General features: G+C 69.5%; 15 protein-coding genes. 10 read left to right on the top strand and 5 right to left on the bottom strand.

Annotated elements, in window-relative coordinates; all coding sequences use genetic code 11:
- Window positions 1–2: 2 nt before the first annotated feature.
- Genes OC184_RS08455 through OC184_RS08445 form a run of 3 tightly spaced genes read left to right on the top strand, consistent with a single transcriptional unit; the run spans window position 3 to window position 1,478 of the window.
- Window positions 3–629, top strand: a complete 627-nt coding sequence (locus tag OC184_RS08455; RefSeq protein WP_265506764.1) for an LON peptidase substrate-binding domain-containing protein — start codon at window positions 3–5, stop codon at window positions 627–629.
- A complete protein-coding gene (locus OC184_RS08450) occupies window positions 626–820 on the top strand; it encodes a Trm112 family protein (protein ID WP_265506763.1) in 195 nt (64 codons plus the stop codon). Before OC184_RS08455 ends, OC184_RS08450 begins: the two co-directional genes overlap by 4 nt.
- Window positions 813–1,478, top strand: a complete 666-nt coding sequence (locus OC184_RS08445; RefSeq protein ID WP_265506762.1) for a rhomboid family intramembrane serine protease — start codon at window positions 813–815, stop codon at window positions 1,476–1,478. The genes OC184_RS08450 and OC184_RS08445 overlap by 8 nt, the downstream gene beginning before the upstream one ends.
- A 15-nt stretch (window positions 1,479–1,493) precedes the next feature.
- On the opposite strand, the gene OC184_RS08440 is transcribed toward OC184_RS08445, so the two are convergent.
- The 5 genes from OC184_RS08440 to OC184_RS08420 form a co-directional block, all read right to left on the bottom strand.
- On the bottom strand, window positions 1,494–2,207 hold the full coding sequence (locus tag OC184_RS08440; protein ID WP_265506761.1) for a DUF2268 domain-containing putative Zn-dependent protease: 714 nt from the start codon (window positions 2,205–2,207) through the stop codon (window positions 1,494–1,496).
- A gap of 38 nt (window positions 2,208–2,245) precedes the next feature.
- On the bottom strand, window positions 2,246–4,822 hold the full coding sequence (locus OC184_RS08435; RefSeq protein WP_265506760.1) for a DNA translocase FtsK: 2,577 nt from the start codon (window positions 4,820–4,822) through the stop codon (window positions 2,246–2,248).
- A 4-nt stretch (window positions 4,823–4,826) separates the two neighbouring features.
- A complete protein-coding gene (locus OC184_RS08430) occupies window positions 4,827–6,029 on the bottom strand; it encodes an aminotransferase class I/II-fold pyridoxal phosphate-dependent enzyme (protein WP_265506759.1) in 1,203 nt (400 codons plus the stop codon).
- 86 nt (window positions 6,030–6,115) lie between these two features.
- The gene (locus OC184_RS08425) at window positions 6,116–7,447 is read right to left on the bottom strand and encodes an amidase (protein ID WP_265506758.1); all 1,332 of its coding nucleotides are present in this window, start codon (window positions 7,445–7,447) and stop codon (window positions 6,116–6,118) included.
- A gap of 18 nt (window positions 7,448–7,465) precedes the next feature.
- The gene (locus tag OC184_RS08420; RefSeq protein ID WP_265506757.1) at window positions 7,466–7,642 is read right to left on the bottom strand and encodes a DUF1674 domain-containing protein; all 177 of its coding nucleotides are present in this window, start codon (window positions 7,640–7,642) and stop codon (window positions 7,466–7,468) included.
- Between the two features lie 70 nt (window positions 7,643–7,712).
- Here OC184_RS08420 and OC184_RS08415 point away from each other — a divergent pair, with 70 nt between their 5' ends.
- The 7 genes from OC184_RS08415 (at window position 7,713) to mutL (ending at window position 16,783) form a co-directional block, all read left to right on the top strand.
- A complete protein-coding gene (locus OC184_RS08415) occupies window positions 7,713–8,975 on the top strand; it encodes an RsmB/NOP family class I SAM-dependent RNA methyltransferase (protein WP_265506756.1) in 1,263 nt (420 codons plus the stop codon).
- Between the two features lie 184 nt (window positions 8,976–9,159).
- Window positions 9,160–10,761: a bifunctional phosphoribosylaminoimidazolecarboxamide formyltransferase/IMP cyclohydrolase gene (purH, locus tag OC184_RS08410; protein WP_265506755.1), complete on the top strand. Its 1,602-nt coding sequence runs from the start codon at window positions 9,160–9,162 to the stop codon at window positions 10,759–10,761.
- A gap of 80 nt (window positions 10,762–10,841) precedes the next feature.
- The gene (gene lspA, locus OC184_RS08405) at window positions 10,842–11,435 is read left to right on the top strand and encodes a signal peptidase II (protein ID WP_265506754.1); all 594 of its coding nucleotides are present in this window, start codon (window positions 10,842–10,844) and stop codon (window positions 11,433–11,435) included.
- Between the two features lie 29 nt (window positions 11,436–11,464).
- Complete coding sequence (locus tag OC184_RS08400) at window positions 11,465–11,989, top strand: DUF3035 domain-containing protein (protein WP_265506753.1); 525 nt, start codon at window positions 11,465–11,467, stop codon at window positions 11,987–11,989.
- A 102-nt stretch (window positions 11,990–12,091) separates the two neighbouring features.
- A complete protein-coding gene (locus tag OC184_RS08395; RefSeq protein ID WP_265506752.1) occupies window positions 12,092–13,513 on the top strand; it encodes a M16 family metallopeptidase in 1,422 nt (473 codons plus the stop codon).
- Window positions 13,510–14,829 carry a M16 family metallopeptidase gene (locus OC184_RS08390; protein ID WP_265506751.1) on the top strand — a complete coding sequence of 440 codons (1,320 nt, stop codon included), beginning with the start codon at window positions 13,510–13,512 and terminating at the stop codon, window positions 14,827–14,829. Before OC184_RS08395 ends, OC184_RS08390 begins: the two co-directional genes overlap by 4 nt.
- 118 nt (window positions 14,830–14,947) lie before the next feature.
- Complete coding sequence (mutL, locus tag OC184_RS08385) at window positions 14,948–16,783, top strand: DNA mismatch repair endonuclease MutL (protein WP_265506750.1); 1,836 nt, start codon at window positions 14,948–14,950, stop codon at window positions 16,781–16,783.
- Window positions 16,784–16,799: the final 16 nt, after the last annotated feature.

Below are 16,799 nucleotides of genomic sequence, written 5' to 3'. Positions count from 1 at the left end.
CCATGCCGCGCCGTTTCGACCTTCCTGACCGCATCGCCCTCTTCCCGCTGCCGGGGGCGGTGCTGATGCCCCGCGCCCGCCTGCCGCTGCACATCTTCGAACCCCGCTACCTGCAGATGCTGGAAGACACGCTCAAGACCGACCACCGCTTGATCGGCATGATCCAGCCCGAGGGCGAGGGCCTGTCCGCCATCGGCTGCGCCGGGCGTGTCATCGCATTTTCGGAAACCGAGGACGGCCGGATGATGATCTCGCTCGGCGCCGTCTCGCGGTTCCGCCTGCTGGAACCGCAGGAGGGGTTTGCCCCCTATCTGCAGGGCCGCGTGGACTGGTCGTCCTTCCCGCGCGACACTGCCGGGTCGGAACAGGACCCCGACCTCGACCGCAAGGCGCTGTTCGATCTGCTGGCCCGCTACATGGAGACGCAGGAGCTGTCGACCGACTGGGACGCCGCCTCGCAGGCCGAGGATGAACTGCTGATCAATTCTTTGTCGATGATGCTGCCCTTCAGCCCCGGCGACAAACAGGCGCTGCTGGAATCCCCCACCTTGGCGGACCGGCGCGAGCTGCTGGTCGGCCTGATCGAATTCGCGCTCCACGGCGGCGAGAACGAGGAACGACTGCAATGACCGATACCGCCCCCGCCCTCGACCGCCACATGCTCGAGGCACTGGTCTGCCCCGTCACCCATGCCGCGCTGCATTACGACGCCGTCCGGCAAGAGCTGGTGTCGCGCCCGGCTGGCCTCGCCTTCCCGATCCGGTCGGGCATCCCGATCATGCTCATCGACGAGGCCCGCCAGATCAAGGCCGATGACTGACGCTCCGCGCCCGACCGCGATCCCGCGCGTCACGTCACGCAGGCTCGACCCGCCCCGCATGCCGGGTTGGCTGCGCCTCCTCATCGTCGTCTGCTGCCTGGTCGAGGCCGCGCTGCTCGTCGCAGGCCTCGTGGGCTATCCCGGTGTCCGGCAGCTGACCTTCATGGCAGGGGCCTTCTGGTCGATGCTCTTCTGGGAAGGCGCGGGCCTCTATTCGGGCCAATGGCTCCTGATGTTTCTCACCTATGGCCTCTTGCACGCGGGGCCGATCCATCTCGCCATGAACATGATCTCGCTGGCCGCCGTCGGCCGGGAACTTGGTCGCATGATCGGGCCGGGGCAAATGGCGCTGATCTACCTGGCCAGCCAGATCGGCGGCGCGCTGGCCTTCGCGCTGATGCAGCCCCTGGCCGGACCGATGATCGGCGCTTCGGGTGCCGTCTTCGGCGTCGCCGCAGCGCTCGTGGGACATGCCGCCGTCACCCTGCGCCGCCGTCAGCGGTCGATGGCACCACTGGCGCGCGCCGTCGTCCTGCTTCTTGCGCTCAACATCGGCCTGACCCTGCTGATGCCGTCGATCGCTTGGCAGGCGCATCTGGGCGGGGCAGTGACAGGCCTGATCCTCGGCTTGGCCTTCGCCCTCGCCCGGCACCGCTGAGCCAGGCTTCGGTCGTCAAATATCCCGGGGGGTCCGGGGGGCTGGCCCCCCGGCGTCGCGGGACGCAATCTCGCTTTCCTCCGGCTCCTCACCGCCCTCGCCGGCGATCAGGCGCCGCAGCGCGGGCCGGAATGCGTCTGCCGGCACCCCGGTCAGGCTGGCGGCGCTCTCATCAGCCATCTGCGCCAGATGCTCGGCCACCAGCATGTGCCCAACGCCATAGCCTGTCCACCTGCGGATCTTGCCGCGCCCCAGGAACCACTCTGCAAAATCAAACTCGTGCCGCGCCCACAGGTTGCCCGCCTGCCGCAGCATTCCCGGCCCCGGCCGCACGGCGTCCCACGGATCAGCGGCGCCGCCCAGGACCCGCAGCACGAAATGCCCGGCCAAACCTTCGCTCACCAGCGCGTCACCCAGGGAGAGGCCAAAGCCGGGCCCGTCCCGCCGCAGCAGGTGGTGCAGTTCGCGAACGACAGCCCGCCGCAGATGCCCTGCATCGAACCGGTCAGGCATCAGCGTGATCTCGATCTGGCCGGGGGCGGGCACCTGCCCGCCGACGCACCGGTCCGACATCGTCGCATCGCCAGCCCGCACGACAAGGTCGAAGCGCGGCAGCGTCGCGTGATCCTCGGCCAGCGCCACGGCCTCGCGCACCGCGGCACGGATCTCGGACATGGATCCTGTCAGCGCATTGCGCGCGTTCAGCAGGTGAAGGTGCCAGATCGTCATGTCCTGGATATACCGTGCCCCTTGGCGACGCGCCAGCTTCAGACCTCGGGGACCAGGACCTCGCGCTTGCCGACATGATTGGCCGCGCTGACCACGCCCTGATCCTCCATCTGCTCGACCAGACGCGCGGCCTTGTTATAGCCGATGGCCAGCTTGCGCTGGATATAGCTGGTCGAGCATTTGCGATCCTTGGCCACGATCATCACCGCCTGGTCGTAAAGCGCGTCGTCGCCACCGTCGCCGCCGCCAAGGCCCAGGACGGCATCAATGTCGTCGGCCTTGTCGTCCTCTGGGCCTTCGACCACGCCCGACTTGTAGCTGGGCGGCCCGAAGGACTTCAGGTGGTTCACCACCTCCTCGACCTCCTCGTCGCTGACGAAGGGGCCGTGGACGCGGGTGATCCGCGTGCCGTTGCCCATATACAGCATGTCGCCCTGGCCCAGAAGCTGCTCGGCCCCCTGCTCGCCCAGGATGGTGCGGCTGTCGATCTTGGACGTCACTTGGAAGCTGATCCGCGTCGGGAAGTTCGCCTTGATCGTGCCGGTGATGACATCGACCGAGGGACGCTGCGTCGCCATGATCAGGTGGATGCCCGATGCCCGCGCCATCTGCGCCAGCCGCTGGATGCAGGCCTCGATCTCTTTCCCCGCCACCATCATCAAGTCGGCCATCTCGTCGACGATCACGACGATATAGGGGAAGGTCTCGGGCTGGAACTCCTCGGTTTCCCAGATCGCGTCGCCCGTGTCCTCGTCGAAGCCGGTCTGGACGGTGCGCTTGAACATCTCGCCCTTCTTCAGGGCCTCGCGGACGCGGCCGTTATAACCCTCGATGTTGCGGACGCCCATCTTGGACATCTTGCGATAGCGGTCCTCCATCTCGCCCACGACCCATTTCAGCGCGACAACGGCCTTCTTGGGGTCGGTGACGACGGGGGAGAGCAGGTGCGGGATCCCGTCATAGACCGACAGTTCCAGCATCTTGGGGTCGATCATGATCAGCCGGCACTCGTCCGGCGTCAGCTTATAGAGCAAGCTCAGGATCATCGTGTTGATTGCTACCGACTTGCCCGAGCCCGTAGTCCCGGCGATCAGCAGGTGGGGCATCTTGGCCAGGTTCGCCACGACCGGATCGCCGCCGATGTCCTTGCCAAGCGCCAGCGGCAGCGGCTGCGTACCGTCGCCGAAGGCGCGGCTGGCAAAGATCTCTCGCAGCAGGACCTTTTCGCGCCGGGCATTCGGCAATTCGATCCCGATGACCGACCGGCCCGGCACCGTGCTGACGCGCGCCGACAGGGCCGACATGGACCGCGCGATGTCGTCGGCCAGGCCGATCACCCGGCTGGCCTTCAGCCCTGGCGCCGGTTCCAATTCGTAGAGCGTGACGACGGGGCCGGGGCGCACCTCGGTGATCTGGCCCTTGACGCCATAATCGTCCAGCACCGCTTCCAGCGAGCGCGCGTTCTCCATCAGCACCTCTTGCGAGACGGGCTGCTGGTCGCCCTCTTGCGGCGCCGACAGCAGGTCCAGCGGCGGACGCTCATAGCCGTTCTGCGACTCCTCCGGAAGGGGGGCGGGGACCGGCGTGCGCGCGGGTTCGGGCCTGCGGGCGGGGGCCACGATGCGCAGCGGCGACGCCTCTGCCTCTGGCTCGTCATCCTCCTCGGCCTCCGGCTCGGGGGCTGCGGGGATCCCGTCACGCGTCAGCCGCGAGGTCACCGCCTTCAGGACCGAGGTCTTGGCCGTGCTGGTGCGGATCGCGTCGCTGATGCGGCCGCGCACCTCGTCGTCCGAGGGGCCGTCGCCGTCCCAGTCGGTGTCGCGCTCGATCAGTTCGGGCTCGGGCAGCTCCTCCTCCAGCTCGAAGGCGGGGGGCGGGGCAGCCCGGCGGCGGGGCGCGGCCACGACAGGCGCGGCGCGCGGTTCATCAGGGGTGCCACGCGACCGGCGCAGGCGCTGCGAGGCGGCTACGCCCGTCGCCGCCGCCCCTGCCGCCAGGTGGCGCGCCGTCGCCAGCCCTTCGGTGAAGCGCCGCCACAGGGCGGTCAGCTCGGCCCGGTCGAAGCCGAAGACGAAGGCGCTGGCCGCGACCACGGCCACGGCCATCAGCAGCGCCGCGACGCGAATGCCCAACTGCGCCTTCATCGGCAGCAGGTTCAGCAGCGCGCCCATGACCATGTCGCCGAAATGCCCGCCCAGGCCATAGGTCTGCTGCCATTCCGGCCCCGGCACCAGCGTGCTAGCATAGACGGAGACCAGCGCTACGCCCAAGGGCGTGAAGATGCCGCGCATCACGCGGTCTTCGCCCTTGTGCAGCATCAGGCGCAGGCCCCAGACCCAGGCGGCGGCGACTAGCATCCAAGACCCCAGCCCCGCGATCATGATCAGCGCGGATGCGACATAGGCCCCGAAGGTGCCCAGCATGTTCTGCGCTGGGGCGTCGGTGGCCGAGCGGAAGCTGGGGTCGTCGGCGGTCCAGCTGGCCAGCATCATCGCAATCACGATGCCCAGGACGATCAGGCCCGCGCCCGCCAGCTCCTTGCCGCGACGCTCCAGCGCCGCGCGGGTGGACTGGTCGAACAGCGGATCGCGGTGTTTCGCCTGCCAGCTTGCCATGATCTCACCCCTCAGCGTTGTCGTCGTAAAGCACCGCGCGCAGGCGCGTCAGCGCCGCCTCGGTCTGGTCCGCATCGGCGACAAGCGCCACGCGGACGAAGCCCTGCCCCGGATTGTGGCCGTCCACGTCCCGCGACAGATAGGCGCCCGGCAGCACCTGGATGCCGGCGCGGGCCCACAGCTTGCGGGCCGCGGCCTCTCCGTCATCGACGGGCAGCCACAGGAAGAACCCGCCCTCGACCGGGCGATAGCCGGGGACGTTGCCCAGCACCCGGTCGGCGATGCGGTATTTCTGCTGGTAAAGCGCCCGGCTGGCGTCCACATGCGCCTCGTCGGCCCAGGCGCGTTCGCTGACGCGCTGCACCGGCAGCGACAGAGGCGCTCCGGCATAGCTGCGCAGGCGGCGCAATTCCCGGATCTGGGCCACGCCACCTGCGGCGAAGCCCGATCGCAACCCCGGCAGGTTCGAGCGTTTCGACAGCGAGTTGAACATCACCACCCGGTCTGGCAGCCCCATGTCGGTCGCGACCTTCAGCGCACCGGGCGGCGGCGTGTCGCGCCAGATCTCGGAATAGCATTCGTCGGCCAGGATCAGGAAATCGTGACGCTCGGCCAGGGCCACCAGACGTTCCAGATAGTCGCACCCGGCCACCGCGCCCTGCGGATTGGCGGGCGAACACACATAGGCCAACGCGACGCGGTCCAGCAGCGCCGGGTCCAGCGCCGCGTAATCGGGCAGGTTGCCGGTATCGGGCGTGGCGGGGACGAAGATCGGGTCGGCCTGAACCGCGGCGGCGGCCACGGCATAGACCTGATAGAACGGGTTCGGGATCAGGATCGCAGGGCGCCGGCCGTTCTTCACCTCGGGGCAGAGCGCAAGGGCTGCGTTGAACAACCCCTCGCGCGTGCCGTTCAGGACCATCAGCCGATCAGGCGCGACATTCAGGTCATAGCGCCGCCCCAGCCAGCCGCCGATCGCCGCCAGCAGTTCGGGCGTGCCTTCGTTGATCGGGTATTTCGCCAGCTCACCGATGCTGTCGGCCATGACGTCTGCCACGAAATCCGGCATCGGGTGGCGCGGCTCGCCGATGGTCAGGACCACGGGGGATTCGCCCGCGGACAACCCAGGGGTGATGTCCGCCAGCAGCGCCCGCAGACGCGGAAACGCGTATTCCGGCAGGTTCGAGAACCGCTCGGGGAATGCCATCTGTGCCTCGCTTCTTCGGGGTCTTCGCCCCGTTCTTGGCGGAAACATTAGCGTGAAGACACCCCTGCGTCCAGCCGGGACAGGGCCTATGCGGCCAGCGCGGCCTCGGCCCCGGCGGCGACGCGCAGCAGGTGGCGGTCCAGACCCGCATGCCCCATGAGCGATATCCCGCAGCAGGGATGCCCGGTCGGCAAGGTGATCGAGGGCAGGCCCAACAGGTTCGCGATTCGCGTATTGCGCAGCGTCAGAAGGTTGGCGCGCACGAACTCGGCCTCGTCATTCATCAGCCGGTCAGTGGCGGGGGGCATGATCGGCACCGTCGGCACCAGAACCGCGTCATAGCCGCCGACGACATCCTTGATCCACTTGCGGCGAATGCGGGACAGCTGCTCCCACGCGGCGACGTAATCCGGGCCGCTGACCTCGGCCCCGCCACGGAAACGGTCCAGGATGGGCTTCCACATCAGCTCGGGCGCATCCTCGATCTGCGCCCGCCAGATGCCATAGGCCTCTGGCGCAAAGAGCTGCGGCGACAGCGCCATTGCCCGGTCCAGCCAGTCGGTGGTGACGTGGGCGACACTTGCCCCGGCATTCGCCAGCCGCGCCACGGCATCCTCGAAGGCCGCGACCGGCCCGGCCTCGGCCCCATCGAAGGGCAGACCGTCCAGCACCATCAGGCGCAGGCCGCGGACGGTCGCCTGGTCCAGGTCCGGGGCGCGCTGGTCGGCCATGATGGCAAACAGCTCGGCGCAATCCTCAACCGTGCGGGCGATGGGACCGGCGATGTCGAAGCGGCGGGCCAGCGGCACCACGCCTTTCTCGGGCAGCGCGTCATGCGTCGGCTTGAAGCCCACCAGCCCGTTCCAAGCCGCCGGCACCCTGACCGAGCCGCCGGTATCCGTCCCGATCGCCGCAGCCGCCAGCCCCAAGGCCACCGACACCGCCGCACCCGACGACGACCCGCCGGGCGCCAGCGCCGGGTCCAGCGCATTCGGCGGCGTGGCCGTCACCGGATTCAGGCCCAGGCCCGAGAACGCCAGCTCGGTCATGTGCGTCTTGCCCAGACAGACCGTGCCGCGCCGCGCCGCGCGCGACAGGATATTGGCATCCTTGCGCGGCACGCGGCCCTCAAGCAGCTTCGATCCCGCCTCGGTCACGGTGCCGCCGCTGTCGATATTGTCCTTCCAGCTGATCGCAACGCCGTCCAGCAGGCTGTGGCGGCGTTCCTGCTTGGCCCGGTCATGGGCGGCCACGGCCTCGGAGCGGGCGCGGGCGGGCGTCAGGCGGGCATAGATGCGGGCGCAGTCGAGATGGGACTTTGCGGCCTCCAGATAGGCCTCGGTCTGGTTGATCGGGTCCAGAAGGCCCGCCAGGATGGCGCGCCCCTGCTGCGTGGCCGAGGCCTTCAGCCAGTCCATTCAGTTGCCCCCGGCCATTCAGAAATCCACCGCGATGCCGTTCTTTTCGTAATCGCCATAGCGCACGGGTTCCGGCCCGTCGCGGCCGCCGTATTCCTTGGGCAGGATCTGCGCGGATTGCGCCCGGCGGCGTTCCTCGGCCTCGGCCAGGGCGCGCTGCGCGGCGGACGGCAGGTCGGGGGTGTCATCGCTCATGGAAAGATCCTCCGGATGGGCGTATGGGTGACGGTCAGTCTTGACGAACATGTAGGCAAAGGAAAGCGATTTGGCAAAGCCGGGCGGCGATGTGGCGCGCAGGGGCGCCTTGCGATTGATCCAGGGCGTGCGCGAGGGACGGTCCCTGTCGGACCAGTCCGGCGCGCTGCGGTCGCTGCCGGTGGCAGACCAGGCCCGCGCGGCGCGGCTGGCGGCCGAGACCCTGCGACACCAGGGCCGCGCCGACCGGGTGATCGAGCCGCTGGTCGCCCGCAAGCCCGCGCCCCAGATCGCCGACGTCCTGCGTCTGGCCGTGGTCGAGATGCTGGAGCTGGGCGCCCCGGCGCACGGAGTCGTCGGCGCTGCGGTCGATCTGACGCGCACGCTTGGCAAGCGCGGGCAGGCTGCAGCCGGCATGGTGAACGCGGTGCTGCGCAAGGCCAGCGCCTTCGCAGGCTGGGCGGACCTGCCGCCGCAGCGGCTGCCCGAATGGCTGCGGGGTCCGCTGGTGGACGCCTATGGCGAGAACGTCATGGCCGCCATCGAGGCCGCCCATCAGCGCGGCGCGCCCCTGGACCTGACGCCCCGCCCCGGCGCGGCGGCGGTGCCCGGCGCCGATCCGTTGCCCACCGGGTCGTGGCGCATCCACGGCCCGGCGCAGGTGACGGCGCTGCCTGGCTATGACGTGGGCGACTGGTGGGTGCAGGACGCCGCCGCCGCCCTGCCCGTGCGTCTTCTGAACCCGCAGGCGGGGGAACGCATAGCGGATCTTTGCGCCGCGCCCGGCGGCAAGACGCTGCAGCTGGCCGCCGCCAAGGCCGAGGTGATCGCCGTCGACGTCAACGACCAGCGCCTGAAGCGCGTGGCCGAGAACCTGGCCCGCTGCGGCCTGACCGCACGGCTGGTGGCCGCCGATGCGCTGGCATGGCGCCCAGACATCCAGTTCGACGCGATCCTGCTGGACGCGCCCTGTTCGGCCACCGGCACGATCCGACGCCACCCGGACCTGCCCTTCATCCGCGACGGCCACGGCATCGCCGAGCTGATCGAGCTGCAGTCAGCGCTGCTGGACCACGCGCTGTCGCTGCTGCGCCCCGGCGGACGGCTGGTCTTTGCGACCTGCTCCCTCATCCCCGACGAGGGCGAGGTGCAGATCGACGAGGCGCTGGCCCGCCACCCTGGCCTGATGGTTGAGCGTTTCGACCTGCCGGGCATCGACCCCGAATGGATTACCGAGGAAGGCGGCCTGCGCCTGCGCCCCGACTTCTGGCCCGACAAGGGCGGGATGGACGGCTTCTACATGGCACGGCTGCGAAAGCCGGTGGACGCCTAGACGCCGGCGTTCTGGCTCGGCAGGGCAGTCCGAAAGATGAGTTCAGGCGGTTGGAGACCCTCCGCAACCAGCATGGCAGCAACGTGCCGGACAGTCGCCGGCGGGGCATCCATCGGCATCCGGCGCTGGACTGTCTGGACCGGCTTCGCTAATCGGGCGTGGAACCAGACACGAGGCCCCTTCCATGCCTGCAAACGCAGCCTCCGCCCCCGTCGCCATCAAGCGTGCGCTGATTTCGGTTTCCGACAAGACCGGCCTGATCGAATTCGCCCGTGCCCTGCACGCGCGCGGGGTCGAGATCCTGTCCACCGGCGGCAGCGCCAAAGCCCTGCGCGACACCGGGATGGCGGTGACCGACGTTGCCGATGTCACCGGCTTTCCTGAAATGATGGACGGCCGCGTGAAGACGCTGCACCCGGTGGTGCATGGCGGCCTTCTGGCGCTGCGCGACAACCCCGACCACGTCGCCGCGATGGAGAACCACGGCATCGGCGCGATCGACCTTCTGGTGGTGAACCTCTATCCGTTCGAAGAAACGGTCGCCCGCGGCGCCGCCTATGACGACTGCATCGAAAATATCGACATCGGCGGGCCGGCGATGATCCGGGCGGCGGCCAAGAACCACGGCTTCGTCACCGTGGTTGTGGATGTGCAGGATTACGATGCCGTCCTGGCCGAGCTTGACGCGAACGGCGGCACCACCCTGCCCTTCCGCCAGCGAATGGCGCAGACCGCCTATGCCCGCACCGCCGCCTATGACGCGGCGGTCAGCACCTGGATGGCCGATGCCATCGGGGAGGCCACGCCCCGCCGCCGCGCCTTTGCCGGCACGCTGGCCCAGGGCCTGCGCTATGGCGAGAACCCGCACCAGCAGGCGGCCTTCTACGTCACCGGCCAAACGCGGCCCGGCGTGGCGACCGCGCAGCAGCACCAGGGCAAGGAGCTGTCCTACAACAACATCAACGACACCGACGCCGCCTTCGAACTGGTGGCCGAGTTCGACCCGGCGAAAGGCCCCGCCTGCGCGATCATCAAGCACGCCAACCCCTGCGGCGTGGCGCAGGGCGCGACCGCGCTGGAGGCCTACAAGCGGGCCTTCGACTGTGACCGCACCTCGGCCTTCGGCGGGATCATCGCGCTGAACCAGCCGCTGGACGGCGCGACCGCCGAGGAGATCGTCAAGATCTTTACCGAGGTCGTCATCGCCCCCGATGCCGACGAGGACGCGAAGCGCATCTTCGCCGCCAAGAAGAACCTGCGCCTGCTGACCACGGGTGGGCTGCCCGATCCGCGTGCGGGCGGGCTGGCCTTCCGGCAGGTTGCGGGCGGGCTCTTGGTGCAGGGCCGCGACAACGGCCACGTGGCCCGGGCCGACCTGAAGATCGTGACCGAACGTCAGCCGTCCGAGGACGAGCTGGCCGACCTTCTGTTCGCCTGGACCGTCGCCAAGCACGTCAAGTCGAACGCCATCGTCTATGCCAAGGACCGGGCGACCGTCGGCATCGGCGCCGGGCAGATGAGCCGCGTGGACAGCACTCGCATCGGACGCCGCAAGTCCGAGGACATGGCCGAGGCGCTTGGCCTGTCCGAGCCTCTGACCACTGGCGCGGCGGTCGCGTCCGACGCATTCTTCCCCTTCGCCGACGGCATCGAGGCGCTGGCCGAGGCCGGCGCGAAGGCCGTGATCCAGCCCGGCGGCTCGATGCGCGACGACGAGGTGATCGCGGCCGCCAACCGCCTTGGGCTTGCGATGGTCCTGACCGGCCAGCGCCACTTCCGCCACTGATGTCCGCGCCCGCCAAACCCGCCGCCAAGGCCCCGCGGCCGCGCAAGCCGCGCACGCCCCCGCCGCCCGCACGAAGCGACATGCGGCTGGTGGCGTGGGTCGCGGCAGGCATCTTCCTGCTGGACCAGGCGCTGAAGTACCTTGTGGTCCACGTGATGCAGCTGGACCGGGTGCGCGAGATCGACGTCCTGCCGCCCTGGCTGAACCTGCGCATGGCCTGGAACCAGGGCGTGAACTTCGGCCTGATGTCGTCCGAACAGGACGTGATGCGGTGGGTGCTGATCGGCATTGCGCTGGCCATCTGCCTGTGGGTCTGGATCTGGGTGTGGCGGTCAGCAATGGGCCGGTTCGGCAGGGTTGCGGCGGGCCTTCTGATCGGTGGGGCGGTTGGGAACGTGATCGACCGCCTTCTTTATGGCGCGGTGGCCGATTTCCTCAACATGTCGCTGCCCGGCTGGCAGAACCCCTACAGCTTCAACGTGGCCGACATCTCGATCTTTGCCGGTGCGATCGGGCTGGTGCTGATGCCGCAGAAGGCCGCGCCGGACGCTGCCGCGCCCAAACCCGCACCGAAATCCGCCCCAAAGGCGCCCAGGACGCCGCCGCGCCCCTTGCAGCCCGACCTGTTCGACCAATCTGACGAGACGCGTGACGGGCGCGGAAAATCCGGCTAAGCAGGGCCAACGAACCAAGGGGACAGGGCATGCGGAAAAGCGCGCTGGTGATCGGATTGGCGGCAGCGTCGGTCGTGGCAGGCTGCAGCGGCGGCGGGCAGCTGAACAACTTCAACGCGGGCCGCACCGGACCGGACGAATTCGCCATCCTGCCCACGCGGTCGCTGACCATGCCGCCCGACCTGTCGGTGCTGCCCGCCCCGACGCCGGGCGGCGCGAACATCACCGACCCGAACCCGATGGGAGAAGCGGTCGCCGCCCTCGGCGGCAACCCCGAACGCCTGCAGGATCGCGGCATTGCGGCCAGCGACCAGGCGCTGGTGGCCTATGCCGCCCGCACCGGCGGCACCGATCCGCAGATCCGCGAGACGCTGGCCGCCTCGGATGCGGCATGGCGCGCCCGCAACGGCCGCCGCCCGCTGGAGCGGATCTTCGGCAGCTCGGTCTACCAGCGCGCCTATGATCCGATGGCGCTGGACGCGCGGCAGGAGCAGCTGCGCTGGCAGCGCGCCGGGGCGATCACCTCGACGGCGCCCGCGCCGGCCGAGGATTGACCGGGCGCGGCATCACGCCCGCCGCACAATCGCGAGAGTAAGCTTGCGCCAACCCCCTTTGCGGTCCAAGTTTCGCCGCAGCAAGAGGAGGTTGCACCACCCATGCGTCGCCCCGCATTCCGTCCCGTCCTGGCCGCCACACTGGCGGCGACCACATTCCTGACCGCCCTGCCCGGCTGGGCCGAGATGCCCGAGGGCGTCAGCCATTTCACCCTGCCGAACGGACTGGAGACCGTGGTGATCGAGGATCACCGCGCCCCCGTCGTTGTGCAGATGGTCTGGTACCAGATCGGCGCCGCCGACGAGGTGCCCGGCAAGTCCGGCATCGCCCACTATCTGGAACACCTGATGTTCAAGGGCACCGACAAGCTGGACGCCGGAGAGCTGTCGAAGACCGTCACCGCCAATGGCGGCAGCGACAACGCCTTCACGTCCTGGGACTACACCGCCTATTTCCAGCGCATCGCCAGCGACCGGCTGCCGCTGATCATGGAGATGGAGTCGGACCGGATGGAAAACCTGTCGATCTCGGAAGACGACTGGCAGGCCGAGCGTCAGGTGGTGCTCGAGGAACGCGCTCAGCGCGTGGACAGCGACCCGGCCGCGCTGTTCGCCGAGGAGATGAACGCCGTCGTCTATGACAACCACCCCTATGGCCGTCCGATCATCGGCTGGCGGGACGAGATCGCGGCCCTGACGCGCGAGGATGCGATCGACTGGTACGACACGCATTACGGACCCGACGACGCGGTGCTGATCCTGGCCGGCGACGTCACCCCCGAAGAGGCCCGCCGCCTGGCCGAGGAATATTACGGTGACATCCCCGCCAAGGGCGACGATGCGCCGCGCCTGCGCCCGCAGGAGCCGGTGAAGCAGACCGCCCGCCGGGTCGAGATGACCGACCCGCGCGTGGCCCAGCCGCGCATGACCCGGACCACCCTGGCCCCCGAACGCGACCCCGGAGAGCAGCGGCAGGCGGCGGCGTTGACGGTGCTGGCGGACCTGCTGGGCGGCTCGACCCAGACCTCGGTCCTGGGCCGGGCGCTGGTGCTGCCGGGCAAGGCGCTGTGGGCGGGCGCGTCCTACAGCGGCCTGTCGCTGGACCGGACCGAGTTCACACTGTCGCTGGTGCCTTCGGCCGGTGTCACCCCCGAGGAGGCCGAGGCGGCGCTGGACGAGGCGCTGGCGACGTTCTTGAAGGATGGACCGGACGATGCCGATCTTGAGCGGGTCAAGACCCGCATCCGGGCCGCTCAGATCTATGCCCGCGATTCGGCGCATGGCCGTGCCTATGACTATGGCCAGGGCCTATCCACCGGCCTGACGGTCGAGGACGTGAACGACTGGCCTGACATCTTGGCCGCCGTCACCGCCGAGGACGTCATGGAGGCCGCGCGCCTTGTCCTGACGGATCAGGGCAGCGTCACCGGCTGGCTTCTGCCCGAGGACGTCGAGACCGCCGCCGCCGCGCCGCAGCCGACCGCCAACGACAATCCCGCCAACGCCCAGGAGGTGCAGCCATGATCCGCGCTGCCGCAGCCGCCGTCTTCGTCCTGCTGGCCCTGCCCGCGCAGGCCATCGAGATCCAGGAAGTCACCTCGCCTGGCGGAATCGAGGCGTGGCTGGTCGAGGACGAGAGCATCCCCTTCGTCGCGCTGGACATCCAGTTCCGCGGCGGCGCCAGCCTGGACGCCGAGGGCAAGCGCGGGGCCATCAACCTGATGACCGGGCTGCTGGAGGAAGGTGCTGCCAAGCGCAACGCCACGGAATACGCGCAGGCGGTCGAGGATCTGGGCGCACGGCTGTCATTCGACGCGGGCGACGACACGGTGTCGGTCGGCTTCCAGGCGCTGAGCGAGAACCGCGATGAGGCCGCCGACCTGCTGGCCCAGGCCCTGACGCAGCCGCGCTTCGACGACGACGCCATCGAGCGCGTCCGCGCCCAGGTTCAGGCCATCATCCGGTCCGAGGCCACAGACCCGAACAGCATCGCCGCCAAGGAGATGGCGGCGCAGGCCTGGGGCGACCACCCCTATGCGACCTCTGTCAACGGCACGCTGGAGAGCGTCGCCAAGCTGGGGCGGCAGGATCTTGTCGCGGCCAAGAACCGCGTTCTGGCGCGCGACCGGGTGGTCGTTGGCGCGGCGGGCGACATCTCGGCCGATGAGCTTGGGATCCTTCTGGACCGCATCCTGGGCGGATTGCCGGAAACCGGCACTGCCCCCCTGCCCGAGGATGCCGAGCTGCAGCTGACCGGCGGAACGACCGTGATCGACTGGAACAGCCCGCAGACGGTCGTGGCCTTCGCCGGGCCGGGCCTGCCAATCGACGATCCGGATTATTTCGCGGCCTATGTGGCGAACCACATCCTGGGCGGCGGTGGCTTCAGCTCGCGTCTGATGGAAGAGATCCGCGAGAAGCGCGGCCTGACCTATGGCGTCGGCACCGGCCTGGCGACCGGGCTTTACGGCCAGACCTGGCAGGGTGGCATGTCCGGGTCGAACGCGACGACGGCCGAGGCGGTCGACCTGATCCGCCAGGAATGGGGCAGGATGGCCCAGGGCGTGACCGAGCAGGAGCTGACCGACGCCAAGACCTATCTGACCGGCGAATACCCGCTGCGGTTCGACGGCAACGGGCGCATCGCGGGCATCCTGTCAGGCATGCAGCTGATCGGGCTGCCGGTCGATTACATCGACGAGCGGAATGCGAAGGTCGAGGCGGTGACATCCGAGGACGTCACCCGCGTCGCCGAACGCCTGCTGGACCCCGAGCAGCTGCGATTCGTCCTGGTCGGCCAACCCGAAGGGATCGAAGCCGAAACCGCCGCCACAAACTGAAGCCGGGAAAAGGCCTCTCCACGCGCCGCACCCCGATGGGGCGCGGCGCGGTCGTTCGGGTTGGCAGCCGACCGCGACACACTGGCGGCGCGGCCCTTGGGCTGCTAGATTTGGGGCGATGAACAGCCACGCCCGCAACATAAGCCCGGTGATCCGCCAGCTGGACGAGGATACCGCCAACCGCATCGCGGCGGGCGAGGTGGTCGAGCGCCCTGCCTCGGCCGTCAAGGAACTGGTCGAGAACGCGCTGGATGCCGGCGCCAGCCGCATCGACATCGCAATCGAGGAAGGCGGCAAGCGCCTGATCCGGGTCATCGACGACGGCTGCGGGATGCTGCCGGCAGAGCTGCCGCTGGCCCTGTCGCGCCACGCGACCAGCAAGATCGACGGCAGCGACCTGCTGGCGATCAGCAGCTTCGGCTTTCGGGGCGAGGCGCTGCCCTCGCTCGGAGCGGTGGGGCGGCTGACGATCACCTCGCGCCGGCGCGGCTCTGACGGCGCGGTCATCACGGTGGCCGGCGGACGTCTGGCCGACCCCCGCCCGGCCGCGGCGAATTGCGGCACGGTCGTGGAACTGCGCGACCTGTTCTTCGCCACGCCCGCCCGCTTGAAGTTCCTGCGCACCGAGCGCGCCGAGACGCAGGCCGTGGCCGAGGCGGTTCGCCGCCTGGCTATGGCCGAACCCTATGTCGGCTTCTGCCTGACCTCGGACGGGCGCGAGATCTTTCGCGCCGATGCCGAGCAGGGCGAACTGTTCGGCGCGCTGACGATGCGCCTGACCCGGATCATGGGTGTCGAGTTCACCGACAACGCCCTGCCCATCGATGCCGAGCGCGACGGCATTGCGCTGACCGGATTCGCGGCGCTGCCGACCTATTCACGCGGCGCGGCGGTCGCCCAGCATCTTTATGTGAACGGCCGACCGGTCCGCGACAAGCTGCTGACAGGTGCGCTGCGGGCGGGATACATGGACGTTCTGGCGCCGGGGCGGCACCCTGCGGCGGTACTGTTCTTGACCTGCGATCCGCAGTTGGTGGACGTGAACGTCCATCCCGCCAAGGCCGAGGTGCGGTTCCGCGACCCCCAGGCGGCCCGTGGACTGGTGGTCAGCGCCCTGCGTCACGCGATGGTGGGGGCCGGGCACCGCGCCTCGTCGACCGTGGGCGCGGCGACGCTGCAGGCAATGCAACCGCGGGTGTCGCACGGCCCGGTGCGGCATTCGGCAGCGGCCATCAGGGCAGGGCTGGACCTGCAGGCGCCGCACCCGCCCGCATCCGCCACCACGGCGCCGGCACCGCAGCCCGGCTTTGCCGAGGCCCCCTCTGCTCGGTTCGAACCCGTGGAGGACCTGCGCCCAGACCCCGCCGACGATGCACCCCTGGGGGCGGCTCGGGCGCAGATCCACGAAAACTACATCATCGCGCAAACCGCCGACGGGCTGGTCATCGTCGATCAGCATGCCGCGCACGAACGCCTGGTCTATGAGCGGCTGAAGTCGCAGGCCGAGGCGAACGGCATCGCGGCCCAGGCCCTGTTGATCCCCGAGATCGTGGAACTTTCAGATGCCGATGCCGCACGCATCTTGTCCGTGGGCAAGGATCTGGCGGCCCTCGGCCTGGTGATCGAGCCCTTCGGCGGCGGCGCGGTCGCCGTGCGCGAGGTGCCGGCGATGCTGGCGCGGCTGGATGCCAAGGCGCTGATCCGCGACATCCTGGACGATCTGGCCGATCAGGGCGCATCGGACCGGCTGCGGGCGCGGATCGATGCGGTGCTGTCGTCCATGGCTTGCCACGGGTCGGTTCGCTCGGGGCGGCGCATGACCGCCGACGAGATGAACGCCCTGCTGCGCGAGATGGAGCGCACGCCGAAATCCGGCCAGTGCAACCACGGGCGCCCGACCTGGGTCAAGCTGCCGCTGTCGGATATCGAGCGCCTGTTCGGCCGCCGCGACTGATCGGCTGCCGGCCGCC

Origin of the sequence: Paracoccus rhizosphaerae, assembly GCF_026162645.1 — a bacterium.
In the GTDB taxonomy this organism is placed as follows: Bacteria; Pseudomonadota; Alphaproteobacteria; order Rhodobacterales; family Rhodobacteraceae; genus Paracoccus; species Paracoccus rhizosphaerae.
Note: the sequence above shows the minus strand (reverse complement) of the source record. Positions and strands in the feature narration are given on the sequence as shown.